Raw genomic sequence first — 13,740 nt, 5'->3', positions numbered from 1 at the left:
ATCCGATGCGTACGGGCAGTGAACCGGCGACCGCGCGCAGTGCGCTGCGAGCGCGCTTCTGGCTGAGTGTGTGGGGGCTGGTCTGGGCGATCTTCGGCACGGCGGTGTTCGCGCTCGTCGGGCGCCCCGGCTGGGCGGCCGCCTGCGGGGTGCTGTGGCTGGTGGCCACCGTCGACATGACCATGATCCTCAGGCACATCCGGCAGGGTCCGCACTACCAGCCGGGCCGGGACGTACCGCCGTACCGGCCGGTGGACAGCGGCCCGCCCTACCCGCGGCCGAGCAGCCGGCCCTACACCCGCCCGCCCCGGCCCCGGCACCCGTGACGGCGGCCTGCGGACGCCTCGGCGCGGGCTCGCCCCTCGGCGCGCCCGCAGCGCGGAGCCGTCGGGGCGGACCCGGCTCGGCCCCATCGGCGCAGACGCCCCGGCGCAGCCCCGTCGACGGTCAGGACTCGAAGCCCGCCGCCTTCAGGTACTGCGGGTTGGGGTCGAGCGCCGCGGCCAGCCGGAAGTGACGCTTGGCCTGGTCGGCGCGGCCCTGGCGTTCGTAGGTGCGGGCGAGCGCGAAGTGCGCGAACGCGTTGTCCGGCTCACGCTCCAGCACGATGGTGAACTCGAGTTCGGCGGGCCGCAGTTGCGCGGCCGCGAAGAAGGCACGCGCGCGCAGCAGCCGGGCCGCGGTGTTCTCGGGATGTGCGGCGATGACTCCGTCCAGCAGCTTCACCGCACCCCGCGGGTCCCGCGCGTTGAGCAGCTGCTCGGCGGCGCGGAAGTCTATGACATGCGTCTCCGGAGTACGTCCGGTGGAACCGCTGGTCTCGGGCACGGCAAAGTCCTTCCCTCACTGCGGCGGTTCAACGCCCCGACGCGAACAGCTATTCCGCGCCACCGTCGCGCGGCCGCCCGCCCCCGGATGCCGCCCGGGGCTCGCGCGCCCGGCGCACGAGGTCGTCCCAGACCTCCGCCACGCGCTTGTGCAGCGCGTCCAGGGGTACGTCGTTGTCGATCACGATGTCCGCGATCTCCCGGCGCTGCTCACGGGTGGCCTGCGCGGCCATACGCGCGCGTGCGTCGATTTCGGTCATCCCGCGCAGCCGGACCAGCCGCTCGAGCTGGGTCTCGGGGCTCGTGTCGACGACGACCACCAGGTCGTACAGCGGCGCCAGGCCGTTCTCGGTGAGGAGCGGCACGTCGTGGATCACGACGGCGCCCTCGGCCGCGGCGTTCTCCAGTTCGAGGGAGCGGGCGCCCACGAGGGGATGCACGATCGAGTTGAGGACGGCCAGCTTCTCGGGGTCGGCGAAGACGATGGAGCCGAGTCGGGGCCGGTCCAGGCTGCCGTCCGGGGCGAGGATCTCCTCGCCGAAGGCCTCCACCACGGCCGCGAGCCCGGGCGTCCCGGGCGCCACGACCTCGCGCGCGATGCGGTCGGCGTCGATCAGCACGGCCCCGTGCTCCACGAGCAGCCGCGACACCTCGCTCTTGCCGGCACCGATGCCGCCGGTCAGGCCCACTTTCAGCATGAGCGGAAGCTTAGGCCCTGCCGCTGACAGGGCGACCCCCGGCGTCGGCCCCGCGGCCGGGCCGGTGGACCGTGCCTAGCTCTCTCCCTCGCGCTCCGCCAGGAACCGCTCGAACTCCAGCCCGATCTCGTCCGCGGACGGAATCTCGACCGGCTCGGCGAGCATGTTGCCCCGGGACTCGGCGCCCGCGGCCGCGTCGTACTGGTGCTCCAGGCCCTGGACGAGGGAGGTCAGCTCCTCGTCCCCCTCCTGGATCTGCCGGTCGATCTCGGTCTGCGTGCGGTGCGCCTCCGTGCGCAGGGAGTGCGCGATGCCCGGCAGCACCAGCCCGGTGGCGGCGGTGACGGACTCCAGGACGGTCAGCGCGGCGTCCGGGTACGGCGAGCGGGCGATGTAGTGCGGGACATGCGCGGCGACACCCAGGACGTCGTGTCCGGCCTCCATGAGGCGGTACTCCAGCAGCGACTCGGCGCTGCCGGGCACCTGGGCCTCCTCGAAGGGGCTGCGGTGGCCGGGGACCAGGTCGGTGCGATTGCCGTGCGGGGTGAGGCCCACGGGGCGGGTGTGCGGGACGCCCATGGGGATGCCGTGGAAGTTCACGGACAGGCGGACGCCGAGCCGCTCCACGATCTGCCGTACGGCGGCCGCGAACCGCTCCCACTCCACGTCCGGTTCGGGCCCGGACAGCAGCAGGAAGGGGGCGCCGGTGGCGTCCTGGACGAGGTGGAGCTCGATGGCGGGCACCTCGTAGTCGGTCCAGCTGTCCCGCTTGAAGGTCAGCAGCGGGCGGCGGGCCCGGTAGTCCACGAGCCGGTCGTGGTCGAAGCGGGCCACGACCTGGTGGGGCTGTGAGTCGAGGAGCCGGTCGACGATCTGGTCGCCGGTCTCACCCGCGTCGATGTATCCGTCGAAGTGGTAGAGCATGACAAGTCCGGCCGACTCCTGGGCGAGCGCCATGTCGACGACGGCCAGGCCCTTCGGCTCCCATGCGTACAAACCCTGCGGATCAAGCACTGTGACCGCTCCTCCTCGTGTTCCTCTTCGACAACGTCCCCTGGGGCATGGGCATTCCCGCGTCGGGCCGCTGATCAGGCGCCTCGCTCCGCACACCTTGACGCCCCGTCAACTGGTCCGTACCTTCACGAAGACCGAAGTTCACATTCACGCACAGCGTTCATGTATGAGATCCAGTGCCCGTACGACAGGAAGGCACCCCCCATGCGCACGCGCACACTGCTCACCTCCCTGCTCGCCGCGACCACCGCCACCGGCGGCCTGCTCCTCTCCGCGAGTCCGGCCCCGGCCGCCCCGACCATCGAGGTCGGCACCGCGGCCCAGCTCAAGGCCGCGCTCAGCAGCGCGAAGCCGGGCGACACGATCCATCTCGCGGACGGCACGTACACCGGCAACTTCAAGGCGACCACGCCGGCCGGCGCCACGGCCCGCATCACCCTCACCGGCTCACCGAAGGCCGTACTCACCGCGAGCGGCGGCTACGGCCTGCACCTGAACGGCGCGTCCTACTGGACGGTCAGCGGGCTGACCGTGACCGGCGGCCAGAAGGGCATCATGATCGACTCGGCCAAGGGTGTCGTGGTGGACGGCGTCACCGTGCACGGGCTCGACATGGAGGGCGTGCACTTCCGCAACTCCAGCACGGACGGCGTGATCAGGAACTCGAGGATCTACGACACCGGGAACGACGGCCGAGGCATGGGCGAGGGCGTCTACGTGGGGACCGCGAACACGCCCTCCGACAGGAGCGACCGCATCCAGATCCTCGACAACACGATCGGCCCCGGCGTCGGCGGCGAGAACGTCGACATCAAGGAGGGCACGACCGGCGCACAGATCGTCGGCAACACGTTCGACGGCAGCGGGCTGACCGGCGCCAACTACGACGACTCCTGGGTCGACGTGAAGGGCGACGACGTCCTCGTCCAGGACAACACAGGGCGGAACACCAGCAACGACGGCTACCAGACCCACACCCAGCAGTCCGGCTGGGGCTGCGGCACGGTCTTCAAGAACAACAAGTCGGCTCTGACCGGCGCCACCGGCTCGACCCGGCTGGCCGTCGACGTGACGAACTACAGCACCGCCTGCAGGACGACGGTGTACGGCAGCAACACGGTGACGGGCGGCAAGGGCCTGACCAACATCACGGTGACTCCCTAGGGGCGCGGGGCCGTATCGCTATGCGGCTCCGCCGCGTGGGCGCGACAAGCCACGGACGGCCTGCACCCGCGATGGGTGACCGCAAGCCTCCAGGAGACGCCCGAGGGGCCGCACCTCGAAAGGTGCGGCCCCTCAGCCAGCTATCGGCTAAGCCTCAGCGGCAGCGTTCAGCTCTGGCCGCCGGCCAGCTTCTCGCGAAGCGCGGCCAGCGCCTCGTCCGAGGCCAGGGCACCGGAGGTGTCCGCACCCTCGGAGGAGTACGAACCGCCACCCGACGCGGCCGGAGCGGCAGCCTCGCCACCCTCGGCGGCAGCGGCAGCGTCGGCCTCGCGGGACTTGATGACCTGCTGCTGGTGCTGCTCGAAGCGGGTCTGCGCCTCGGCGTACTGGTGCTCCCACGCCTCGCGCTGGGTCTCGTAGCCCTCGAGCCAGTCGTTGGTCTCGGGGTCGAAGCCCTCGGGGTAGATGTAGTTGCCCTGGTCGTCGTAGGACGCGGCCATGCCGTACAGGGTCGGGTCGAACTCGACCGTGGCCGGGTCGGCGCCGAAGGCCTCGTTGGCCTGCTTCAGCGAGAGGCTGATGCGACGACGCTCGAGGTCGATGTCGATGACCTTGACGAAGATCTCGTCGTTGACCTGGACGACCTGCTCCGGGATCTCCACGTGGCGCTCGGCCAGCTCGGAGATGTGGACCAGACCCTCGATGCCCTCGTCCACGCGGACGAACGCACCGAACGGAACCAGCTTGGTGACCTTACCCGGGACGACCTGACCGATCTGGTGGGTCCGGGCGAACTGCTGCCACGGGTCTTCCTGGGTCGCCTTCAGCGACAGGGAGACGCGCTCGCGGTCCATGTCGACGTCGAGAACCTCGACGGTGACCTCCTGGCCGACCTCGACAACCTCGGACGGGTGGTCGATGTGCTTCCAGGACAGCTCGGAAACGTGGACCAGACCGTCGACGCCACCCAGGTCCACGAAGGCACCGAAGTTGACGATCGAGGAGACGACGCCGGAGCGGACCTGACCCTTCTGGAGGGTCGTGAGGAACGTCTGGCGGACCTCGGACTGGGTCTGCTCGAGCCAGGCACGGCGGGACAGGACCACGTTGTTGCGGTTCTTGTCCAGCTCGATGATCTTGGCCTCGAGCTCCTTGCCGACGTACGGCTGGAGGTCGCGAACGCGGCGCATCTCGACCAGGGAGGCCGGGAGGAAGCCACGGAGGCCGATGTCGAGGATGAGACCACCCTTGACGACCTCGATGACGGTACCGGTGACGATGCCGTCCTCTTCCTTGATCTTCTCGATGGTGCCCCAGGCACGCTCGTACTGGGCGCGCTTCTTCGAGAGGATCAGGCGGCCTTCCTTGTCCTCCTTCTGGAGGACCAGGGCCTCGATCTCGTCGCCGACGGCCACGACCTCGTTCGGGTCGACGTCGTGCTTGATCGAGAGCTCGCGGCTCGGGATGACACCTTCGGTCTTGTAACCGATGTCGAGCAGGACCTCGTCCCGGTCGACCTTCACGATGACGCCGTCGACGATGTCGCCGTCGTTGAAGTACTTGATCGTCTCGTCGATCGCGGCGAGGAAAGCTTCCTCGTTACCGATGTCGTTGACCGCAACCTGCGGGGTGGTGGCGGTGGTCTCGGTGCTGCTCGTCATGTGGGAAAGGGCTCCGGTACGGACATTGAGTCGTAGGTACTGCTACGCCGGGAGCCCGTATCGCTCTGAAGAAGCCGGACAGCCAAGGAAGCGCCCCACCAGAGACTGGTGATGGCGCCTCGACAACCGAGGGGACATACAACAGATGCGAGCGCAGCCTGCTACGTCTGAGGTGCGCAGGCCCGCAGCGCAACTTGTAGCATACGGGGGCAGCCGGACATGGTCAATGCGCGAAGGCGCACACCCGGGGCGGATCACCGCATACCCGGCACAAGAAACGTCCCAGGAGGCCACGCAGGGCCGTGGGACCCCTTCCGTGACGCACTCGCCCGGGCGGGTTGCACGGAAGAGTACGACGAGGGAGCCGATCATCCAAGAGTCCGAAGCACTCGACCCTGAGGGGTTCGAGCCGGAAGCCACCCGACGTGACTCCGGGGTCGCGGAGAGCACCCGGGCCAACCGTGGCTGGTGGGACCGCAACGCCGACGCGTACCAGGTCGAGCACGGCACGTTCCTCGGTGACGACCGCTTCGTCTGGGGCCCGGAGGGCCTGGACGAGGTGGGCGCCGAGCTGCTCGGCGCCCCGGAGGACCTGAAGGGCAAGGAGGTCCTGGAGATAGGAGCGGGCGCGGCGCAGTGCGCGCGCTGGCTGGCCGCCCAGGGCGCGCATCCGGTGGCCCTGGACCTCTCGCACCGCCAGCTCCAGCACGCCCTGCGCATCGGCGGATCGTTTCCCCTTGTCTGCGCCGACGCCGGCGCGCTGCCCTTCGCGGACGGCTCCTTCGACCTGGCGTGCTCCGCGTACGGGGCGCTGCCGTTCGTGGCGGACCCGCGGCTGGTGCTGCGCGAGGTGCGGCGGGTGCTACGGCCGGGTGGCAGGTTCGTCTTCTCGGTGACGCACCCGATCCGCTGGGCCTTTCCGGACGAGCCCGGCCCCGAGGGTCTGTCGGTGTCCGCGTCCTACTTCGACCGCACGCCCTATGTGGAGCAGGACGAGGAGGGCCGCGCGGTGTACGTCGAGCACCACAGGACGCTCGGCGACCGGGTCCGGGACATCGCGGTCTCGGGCTTCCGGCTCGTGGACCTGGTGGAGCCGGAGTGGCCGGCCTGGAACACCTCGGAGTGGGGCGGCTGGTCTCCCCTGCGCGGGAACCTGATCCCGGGGACGGCGATCTTCGTCTGCGAACGGGACTGAGCGGCCTCGCTCACCGACGCCCCGCACGCACGCGTGCGGGGCGTTTTCGGCGCCGTACGACACTGGGGGCGTGATCCGTTACGACGCCCTGGACGCGCTGCCCGTCCGTGCCGCCCTGCCCGCACTGAGCGACGCCCTGGAGGGGCACGGCACCGCCGTGCTCGTGGCGCCGCCCGGCACCGGCAAGACGACGCTGGTGCCGCTCGTGCTGGCGGGGCTGGTCGGCGGCGGTCCGGCGCGGCGGGTCGTGGTGGCCGAGCCGCGGCGGATCGCGGCGCGGGCGGCGGCCCGGCGGATGGCGTGGCTGCTGGGCGAGAAGCCCGGCGAGAGCGTCGGCTTCACGGTGCGCGGCGAGCGGGTCGTGGGGCGCCGCGCGCGCGTGGAGGTCGTGACGACCGGTGTGCTGTTGCAGCGGCTGCAACGGGATCCGGAACTGGCCGGCGTCGACGTGGTGGTGCTCGACGAGTGCCATGAGCGCCATCTGGACGCCGACACGGTGGCCGCCTTCCTGTGGGACGTACGGCAGACGCTGCGGCCGGAGCTGCGGCTGGTGGCCGCGTCGGCGACCACGGACGCGCAGGGCTGGGCCCGGCTGCTGGGCGATGCCCCGGTGGTCGAGGCCGAGGGGGTCTCGCACCCCGTGGACGTCGTCTGGGCGCCGCCCGCGCGTGCGGTACGGCCTCCGCACGGCATGTGGGTCGATCCGGCTCTGCTGGGGCATGTGGCGTCGGTGGTGCGGCAGGCGCTGGCCGAGCGGGAGGGGGACGTGCTGTGTTTCCTGCCCGGCGTGGGCGAGATCGCGCGGGTGGCCGGGCAGCTGGGCCGTCCGGGTGAGGTCGAGGTGCTGCAGGTGCACGGGCGGGCGCCGGCGGCCGTGCAGGACGCGGTGCTGGCCCCTGGGGGGCGGCGCCGGGTGGTGCTGGCCACGTCCGTCGCGGAGTCGTCGCTGACGGTGCCCGGGGTGCGGGTGGTGGTCGACTCGGGGCTGGCGCGGGAGCCTCGTGTGGACCACGCGCGCGGGTTGAGCCGGCTGGCGACCGTACGGGCGTCCCGGGCGGCCGGGCGGCAGCGGGCGGGGCGGGCCGGACGTGAGGCGCCGGGTGCGGTGTACCGGTGCTGGACGGAGGCCGAGGACGTCCGTCTGCCGGCCTTTCCGGCACCGGAGATCAAGGTGGCCGACCTGACCGCGTTCGCCCTTCAGGCGGCCTGCTGGGGCGATCCGGACGCCTCCGGACTGGCGTTGCTGGACCCGCCGCCGGGTGGGGCCATGGCTGCGGCGCGCTCCACGCTGACAGCAGTGGGTGCGGTGGACTCCGTCGGTCGGGCCACTGAGGTCGGTGTCCGGCTGGGGCGGTTGGGGGTGCACCCTCGGCTGGGGCGGGCCTTGCTGGACACCTCCGGCGAGGGTGCCCCGGTTGTCGCTCTGCTCTCCGAAGAGGTGCCTCGGGACTACGGGGATGATCTTGCGGGTGCGTTGCGGCGTGCTCGGCGTGGGGGTGACGCCTATGGGGGGCGGTGGACCGGTGAAGTACGGCGGCTGCGGGCCGCATCGGAGGGGTCTTCCCACCCGGTCGTCCCTGACCGTCGGTTGGGAGTGGGGTCCCAGGCCGGACCGGGCGCCGGTGACGACAGGATCGCCGGGCTCGTCGCCGCTCTCGCCTTCCCCGAGCGGGTCGCCAAGCTCGACGGTGGCTCGTATCTCATGGCGTCCGGGACCCGGGCCGACCTGTCCGAGGGGTCGGCGCTGCGCGGCGCACCCTGGATCGTCGTCGCCGTCGCCGACCGGCCCGGCGGAAAGGGGCACGCGCGCGTACGGCTCGGAGTCGGCGTGCACGAGGACGTGGCGCGAGCGGCGGCCGGGGCACTGCTGGAGGAGCGGGACGAGGTGCACTGGGCCGACGGGGATGTCGTGGCCCGGCGTGTCGAACGGCTCGGGGCCATCGAGTTGGCCGTACGGCCCCTGAAGGACGTCGATCCCGGGCTCGTGCGCGGCGCCCTCCTGGAAGGGCTCCGGCTGGAGGGGTTCGGGCTGTTGCGGTGGTCCCCGGAGGCGGAGGTGCTGCGGCAGCGGCTGGCGTTTCTGCGTGCACATGTCGGGGATCCGTGGCCGGACGTGTCGGACGAAGCGCTGCACGCGCGCGTGGACGAGTGGTTGGAGCCGGAGCTGGGGCGGGCCCGGAGGCGGACCGATCTCGGGCGGATCGACGCCGGACAGGCACTCGCGCGGCTGCTGCCGTGGGCGAGCGGGGAGGCCGTCCGGCTGGACGAGCTGGCGCCCGAGCGGATCGCCGTACCCAGTGGGTCCAGAATCCGGATCGACTACGGGGACCCGGAGCGGCCCGTCCTCGCGGTGAAGCTGCAGGAGATGTTCGGGCTGCAGGAGACCCCGGCGGTGGCCGGGGTGCCGGTGCTCGTCCACCTCCTCTCCCCCGCCGGTCGGCCCGCCGCCGTCACGGCCGACCTCGCCTCCTTCTGGAAGGACGGCTACAAGGGCGTGCGGGCGGAGCTGCGCGGGCGCTACCCGAAGCATCCGTGGCCCGAGGACCCGGCGACCGCCGAGCCCACCCGGCACACCAACGCGCGGCTCAGGCGCTGACCGGTTCGGGTTCCGTCGCCTGTGCGGGTGCCGGGTCCTCGGGGCGGCGGCCGCGTGCCTCCAGGTAGAGGGAGAGCGCGAGGAGCAGCAGGCCGAGGCCGAGGAAGCCCCAGGGCAGGTAGGAGGTCATCAGCAGGACCAGGGTGCGGTTGTGGTCGACCAGGGCGACGGTGTGCTCGATGTAGTCCTCGCGCATCTTCACGTCCCCGGCGAACGCCGTCACCTTGGCGCGGCCGCCGAGCAGAGTGCCGCCGCGCAGCTCCTCCTTGTGGAGCTCCTCGCCGTAGACGGGCGCTCCGGTGACGGGTTCGACCCAGAACTTCCGGACCGTGCTGTACCAGCGGGTGGTGCCGGTCTTGGCCACCGACTCGGGGGTGATGCCCTGGACCGGCATGGTCTTGGGCATGGCGACCTTGGTCCAGGGGATGGTCTGTTCGAAGTAGTAGACCTTCAGACCGCGGAAGGTCTGGGTGCCCTTGTAGTGGATGGGGCTGGTGGTGCGGGTCTGCGCGTCGAAGTACTCGTAGTCGCGCTTCTGGGTCAGGAAGGGCCACTTGAACTCGATGCCGTCCCGCTCGACCGGGTCGCCGTCGACCGACTCGCCGGTGGCGTGGACGGGGTCCTGGCTGTGGGCGTCGAAGATGTAGCGCTCCGGGATCCGGGAGATCATCTTGCCGTCGGGGCCCTGGAGGTAGGACAGCCCGTCCCAGACGACGACGGGCCGCCCCGCGCTCTTCTCGATCTGCTCGGCGGCCTCCACGTCGCCCTTGAGGGTCTGCACGACGGTCACCTTGGAGACCTTCTTCGCGCGCATGGTGCCGTAGTCGAGGAGGGTCGCGTCCCTGGCCTCGAGGACCATGTCCTGGTACTGGTTCGCGGGGATCCTGGCCAGGCGCGGGAAGGCGTACCAGCGCAGCAGCGGGGACAGCGCCGCGAAGAACACGGCGCAGGCGAGCAGGACCAGGCTTGCCTTGCGGCGCATTCCGGCCTCCCTCCCGGACGGGCGCTGCTACGGGTGCGCGGGCACCGTCGTCAGCAGCGGCTTGGGGGATGTCCGGCCCGTCGGCGCGCCCATGGCGGTGATCGCGAGGACCAGGGCGAGCGCGAGGGCGAGACCGGTCGCGGCGGCGATCAGGGCGCGCATGCGGGGCCTCCCGGCGGACAGTTCCTGATGGATCGTCAGGTGCGGCACCGTAGCAACGCGCGCGCGAGATGAGAACACGTCGCGCACACAGACGAGGGCGCCCCCTCCGCCGAGGCGGAGGAGGCGCCCTGTGGCCCTGAGTCGAGTCCGTGCCGTCAGGGGGTCACGGACGGGCTCGGCGAGGGGCTGGCCGAGGCGTCGGCCGCGGCTACGTTCAGCTCGACGGTGATCGTCGCGCCGCCGGTGGTGGTGATGCGGAGCAGGAAGGTGCCGGTGACGTCGTCCGCGTACAGCTTCGGCAGCGTGAGCAGGCCCTTGGCGTCCGTCTGGAGGCCGCTGAGGGTGCGTACGACCTTGCCGTCGGCGTCCTTGAAGTAGGGGCCCTTGTCGTTCTCGGTGGCGTCGTCGGCCGACTTGATCAGGGTGGCGGTGGCCGCCACCTTGTCGGCGACGGCGCCCTTGTACGTCGCCTTCACCTGGACCTGGTCGGCGAACTCGCCGCCCGGGGTGCAGGTCAGCGGGGTGTCGCTGGTGCGGGCGAGGGCGTCGGCGGCGCGTGCGGTGACGGTCGCCGTGTAGTCGACCCCCTTGGCCTTGTGTCCGACGACGGCCGTGGTGATCTTGAAGTTGCCGGTCTTCTCGCCCGCCTCCAGCGCCGGTGCCTGCGCCACGCCCTTGGCGTCGGTGGCGATCGTGGCCACGGTCTCGCCGCCGGCGAAGGTGGCGTCGGTGTCGCCGGTGATGGTGAACCGGATGCGGACCTTGCCGACGGCCGACCCGGCCTTGGTCTCGGCGCGGGTGCTGATCCGCTGGGCGAACGCGTCGCCGGCCATCGCGGTGAGCTTCGCGGTGCCGGTGCTCGCGTCCTCCAGGTGGTCCACGGTGTCGGAGGGGGTGGGCGGCTTCGGCGGCGTCGGCGGCTTCGGGTCGTGGTGTCCCTTGCCGCCGCCGGGCTTGCCCGGCTTGGTCTTCGGCGGGTCGGAGGGCTTCGTGGTGTGCTTCGAGCCGTCGTCGCTGCGGTGGGAGGGCACGCCGCCGGTGCCGTCGGGCACGGAGTGGCTGCCCTTGCGGTAGTACTCCAGCCAGCTCAGGACCAGGTTCAGGTAGTCCTGCGAGTTGTTGTAGCTGAGGATCGCGCTGTGCAGGCCGGCGTCGCCGGACAGGTCCCAGTCGTTGCGGCACAGGTAGTGGCCTGCGGCGAGCGCGGCGTCGTAGACGTTGTTGGGGTCCGCCTTGCCGTCGCCGTTGCCGTCGCGGCCGGCCCAGGCCCAGGTGGACGGGATGAACTGCATGGGACCGACGGCCTGGTCGTAGGCACTGTTGGCGTCGTACTTGCCGTGGTCGGTGTCCTTGATGAGCGCGAAGCCGTTGCCGTCGAGCTGCGGGCCGAGGATCGGGCTCAGCGTGGTGCCGTCGGCGTCGACGCGGCCGCCGCGGGCGTGGCCCGACTCGACCTTGCCGATGGCGGCCAGGAGTTGCCAGGGCAGGTTGCAGCCCGGCTTGGAGGTGCGCAGCTCGGCCTCGGCCTTCTTGTAGGCGTCGAGGACCGTCGCGGGGATACCGGCCTCGGCCGGGCCCCGGGAGACGGGCGTGCCGATGGTGGGCGACGGGCTGGGGTTGGGGCTGTTGAGCGGCGGCAGGTCCGTGTAGTACGGCGAGTTGCCGGTGGCGTTGCCGTCGGCGGTCACGTCCGGTACCGGGGCGCTGGCGCCGGCCGCGGCCTGTCTGCCGTGGTCCTCGCTGGGGGCTCCCGGAGCCTGGGACGCGGACAGAGCCGCGACCGCTACCGCGGCCACGGCGGTGGTCGCCGCTCCCTTGCGCAGCCGCCTGCCGATGTGCGCCGCCATAGAGTGAACCCCTCCCGTGGACGCCCGCGCGTCCGTCTCCGTCCGTGTGCCTCGCTCTGGTCTGACGGTTGACCCGGTGCTCTGGTTGCCCCTGTTCCGTCTTTCCATCCCGCGCGACGTACGTTCGAACGTGCGCCCGGCACCGCGACCCAGGTGACCCTACGACACCTTCCTTGAGGCGGGCACGGGTTCGCGCCCGTTTTTCACCGGTTGGCCAACTTCCGTTGGTGTGGCGGGCGTCGGACGGTACTCACGCATACTGGACGGGCATGATCACCGGTTCCGGCGCCTCGGCCGACGACCGCTCCAGGGGGCTCTGTTGCCGTTCACGCTCAGCCATGCGGCGGCCGTGCTGCCGGCCGTCCGCCGGGACGGCGGTGGCCGGGGCCGGCTGGTGCCGTCGGTGCTCGTCGCGGGCTCCTTCGCGCCCGACATGACCTACTACGCCGCGAGCGTCCTGCCGGGCGGCATGGAGTTCGGGGCGGTCACGCACTCCTTCACCGGTGTGGCCGGTGTCGACGTGCCCATCTCCTGGGCGCTGGTGGGGCTGTGGCTGCTCGTCCGGGAACCGCTGGTGGCCCTGCTGCCCCGGGCCCGGCAGGGCCGGCCGGCCGCCCTGCTGCGCTGCGGTGCGCCACGCGCGCGCGTGCGGGCCGTTTCGGTGCTGTGGTGGTACGTCTCCGCGGTGCTCGGCGCGCTGACGCATGTCGTGTGGGACGCGTTCACGCATCACGACCGGTGGGGGTCCCGGCTGGTTCCGGCCCTCGGGCGGGGCCTGGCGGGCATGCCGCTCTACTCGTGGCTGCAGTACGGCACGTCCGCGGTGGCCGCCGTGGTGATCGCCGTGTTCCTGGTCGGCGCGCTGCGGCGGGCGCCGGCCGGCGAGCCGGTGGGGGTGCCCGCCCTGTCCGTACGGGACCGCTGGTGGGCCGCCGCCGTGCTCGGCGGCTGCGCCCTGGCGGGAGCGGTGCAGCGGGCGACGCGATGGTGGGAGTACTGGGGTGCGAACGCGCAGCCCTGGGACCTGGTGCCCACCCTGTGCTTCGGTGTGGGCTCCGGGCTGGTCCTCGGCGTGCTGGTGTACGCGGCCGGGGTCAGGGTGTGGCGCCCTGCCCCGGTTCCGGGCAGTCCCGCAGCGGCGGTCGGTGCGCGCCGGGACCGGTCCGCCGCTCGATGACAGGGGCCACGAACACGGTGAGGGTGCGCCGGGGCCGCGTTCTGGGGATCAGGGTGATCAGCAGCGCGACATAGCCACGGGCGAGATCTGGCCAGGCGCGCCAGTCGGGGGCGTGGCGGGTGCGGGCGGCCAGTCGGCGCCGGAGGTCCACCGCGGCGCTGCGCACGGTCGTGGCCAGGTCGGCGGGGATGCGGGCGGTGCTTGCGTCGGCCGCTAGGGCCGGAACCGGCGAGGCGGGCGTGGCCCCGTCCGTGGCGGTGTCCGCCGGGGCCGGGGTGCCGCCCGGCGCCTCGGGCGTCCGGCGGTGGAGCATGCGTATACCCATGCTCGCAGTGTTGCGGTTGCGGGGCTCGGGGGGCGTTTTGGCGGGGGCCACGTGAGTGAAACGCCCTCCGGGGGTTCGGCCGGGACGGGTGC

Annotated in this window: 13 protein-coding genes; 5 read left to right on the top strand and 8 right to left on the bottom strand. The window is 71.9% G+C overall.

Going from position 1 to position 13,740, the window contains the following annotated elements:
• Nucleotides 1–5 precede the first annotated feature (5 nt).
• Nucleotides 6–326 carry a DUF6343 family protein gene (locus tag ACIRVH_RS20585; RefSeq protein ID WP_403955226.1) on the top strand — a complete coding sequence of 107 codons (321 nt, stop codon included), beginning with the start codon at nucleotides 6–8 and terminating at the stop codon, nucleotides 324–326.
• 121 nt (nucleotides 327–447) lie between these two features.
• Here ACIRVH_RS20585 and ACIRVH_RS20580 read toward each other — a convergent pair whose 3' ends face one another.
• The 3 genes from ACIRVH_RS20580 to ACIRVH_RS20570 all read right to left on the bottom strand — a co-directional run bounded on the left by ACIRVH_RS20580 (nucleotide 448) and on the right by ACIRVH_RS20570 (nucleotide 2,539).
• The gene (locus ACIRVH_RS20580) at nucleotides 448–828 is read right to left on the bottom strand and encodes a tetratricopeptide repeat protein (RefSeq protein ID WP_145875039.1); all 381 of its coding nucleotides are present in this window, start codon (nucleotides 826–828) and stop codon (nucleotides 448–450) included.
• 49 nt (nucleotides 829–877) lie between these two features.
• Nucleotides 878–1,525, bottom strand: coding sequence for a dephospho-CoA kinase (coaE, locus tag ACIRVH_RS20575; RefSeq protein ID WP_403955224.1), 648 nt, complete (start codon nucleotides 1,523–1,525; stop codon nucleotides 878–880).
• A 75-nt stretch (nucleotides 1,526–1,600) separates the two neighbouring features.
• Nucleotides 1,601–2,539, bottom strand: a complete 939-nt coding sequence (locus ACIRVH_RS20570) for a PAC2 family protein (RefSeq protein WP_403955222.1) — start codon at nucleotides 2,537–2,539, stop codon at nucleotides 1,601–1,603.
• A 204-nt stretch (nucleotides 2,540–2,743) separates the two neighbouring features.
• Between ACIRVH_RS20570 and ACIRVH_RS20565 the strand changes: the two genes are divergently transcribed.
• Nucleotides 2,744–3,703, top strand: a complete 960-nt coding sequence (locus ACIRVH_RS20565; RefSeq protein ID WP_403955220.1) for a nitrous oxide reductase family maturation protein NosD — start codon at nucleotides 2,744–2,746, stop codon at nucleotides 3,701–3,703.
• Nucleotides 3,704–3,870: 167 nt separating this feature from the next.
• On the opposite strand, the gene rpsA is transcribed toward ACIRVH_RS20565, so the two are convergent.
• Entirely contained in the window at nucleotides 3,871–5,364 is a 1,494-nt protein-coding gene (rpsA, locus tag ACIRVH_RS20560; protein WP_030791486.1) for a 30S ribosomal protein S1, read from the bottom strand.
• A 226-nt stretch (nucleotides 5,365–5,590) separates the two neighbouring features.
• Between rpsA and ACIRVH_RS20555 the strand changes: the two genes are divergently transcribed.
• Complete coding sequence (locus ACIRVH_RS20555; RefSeq protein WP_403955217.1) at nucleotides 5,591–6,559, top strand: class I SAM-dependent methyltransferase; 969 nt, start codon at nucleotides 5,591–5,593, stop codon at nucleotides 6,557–6,559.
• Between the two features lie 70 nt (nucleotides 6,560–6,629).
• Nucleotides 6,630–9,155: an ATP-dependent helicase HrpB gene (gene hrpB / locus ACIRVH_RS20550; protein WP_403955214.1), complete on the top strand. Its 2,526-nt coding sequence runs from the start codon at nucleotides 6,630–6,632 to the stop codon at nucleotides 9,153–9,155.
• On the opposite strand, the gene ACIRVH_RS20545 is transcribed toward hrpB, so the two are convergent.
• The 3 genes from ACIRVH_RS20545 to ACIRVH_RS20535 form a co-directional block, all read right to left on the bottom strand.
• Nucleotides 9,145–10,137, bottom strand: coding sequence for a DUF3068 domain-containing protein (locus tag ACIRVH_RS20545; RefSeq protein WP_403955211.1), 993 nt, complete (start codon nucleotides 10,135–10,137; stop codon nucleotides 9,145–9,147). The two genes, hrpB and ACIRVH_RS20545, sit on opposite strands and share 11 nt — an antisense overlap.
• 27 nt (nucleotides 10,138–10,164) lie before the next feature.
• The gene (locus tag ACIRVH_RS20540) at nucleotides 10,165–10,299 is read right to left on the bottom strand and encodes an SPW_0924 family protein (protein WP_316753571.1); all 135 of its coding nucleotides are present in this window, start codon (nucleotides 10,297–10,299) and stop codon (nucleotides 10,165–10,167) included.
• Between the two features lie 155 nt (nucleotides 10,300–10,454).
• Nucleotides 10,455–12,146 carry a lytic transglycosylase domain-containing protein gene (locus tag ACIRVH_RS20535; protein WP_403955207.1) on the bottom strand — a complete coding sequence of 564 codons (1,692 nt, stop codon included), beginning with the start codon at nucleotides 12,144–12,146 and terminating at the stop codon, nucleotides 10,455–10,457.
• 319 nt (nucleotides 12,147–12,465) lie between these two features.
• Here ACIRVH_RS20535 and ACIRVH_RS20530 point away from each other — a divergent pair, with 319 nt between their 5' ends.
• Nucleotides 12,466–13,323: a DUF4184 family protein gene (locus tag ACIRVH_RS20530; RefSeq protein ID WP_403955204.1), complete on the top strand. Its 858-nt coding sequence runs from the start codon at nucleotides 12,466–12,468 to the stop codon at nucleotides 13,321–13,323.
• Here ACIRVH_RS20530 and ACIRVH_RS20525 read toward each other — a convergent pair.
• The gene (locus ACIRVH_RS20525; RefSeq protein WP_403955201.1) at nucleotides 13,241–13,648 is read right to left on the bottom strand and encodes a hypothetical protein; all 408 of its coding nucleotides are present in this window, start codon (nucleotides 13,646–13,648) and stop codon (nucleotides 13,241–13,243) included. The two genes, ACIRVH_RS20530 and ACIRVH_RS20525, sit on opposite strands and share 83 nt — an antisense overlap.
• Nucleotides 13,649–13,740 lie beyond the last annotated feature (92 nt).

This window comes from Streptomyces sp. NPDC101165 (genome assembly GCF_044768135.1).
Taxonomy (GTDB): Bacteria; Actinomycetota; Actinomycetes; order Streptomycetales; family Streptomycetaceae; genus Streptomyces.
The sequence above is the reverse complement of the archived record's forward strand: the minus strand, read 5'-3'. Positions and strand labels throughout refer to the sequence as shown.

Coding starts and splice junctions, on each gene's coding strand:
- ACIRVH_RS20585 (WP_403955226.1), top strand. CDS start 6: ATGCGTACGGGCAGTGAACCGGCGACCGCGCGCAGTGCGCTGCGAGCG.
- coaE (WP_403955224.1), bottom strand. CDS start 1,525: ATGCTGAAAGTGGGCCTGACCGGCGGCATCGGTGCCGGCAAGAGCGAG.
- ACIRVH_RS20565 (WP_403955220.1), top strand. CDS start 2,744: ATGCGCACGCGCACACTGCTCACCTCCCTGCTCGCCGCGACCACCGCC.
- rpsA (WP_030791486.1), bottom strand. CDS start 5,364: ATGACGAGCAGCACCGAGACCACCGCCACCACCCCGCAGGTTGCGGTC.
- ACIRVH_RS20555 (WP_403955217.1), top strand. CDS start 5,591: ATGCGCGAAGGCGCACACCCGGGGCGGATCACCGCATACCCGGCACAA.
- ACIRVH_RS20545 (WP_403955211.1), bottom strand. CDS start 10,137: ATGCGCCGCAAGGCAAGCCTGGTCCTGCTCGCCTGCGCCGTGTTCTTC.
- ACIRVH_RS20540 (WP_316753571.1), bottom strand. CDS start 10,299: ATGCGCGCCCTGATCGCCGCCGCGACCGGTCTCGCCCTCGCGCTCGCC.
- ACIRVH_RS20535 (WP_403955207.1), bottom strand. CDS start 12,146: ATGGCGGCGCACATCGGCAGGCGGCTGCGCAAGGGAGCGGCGACCACC.
- ACIRVH_RS20525 (WP_403955201.1), bottom strand. CDS start 13,648: ATGGGTATACGCATGCTCCACCGCCGGACGCCCGAGGCGCCGGGCGGC.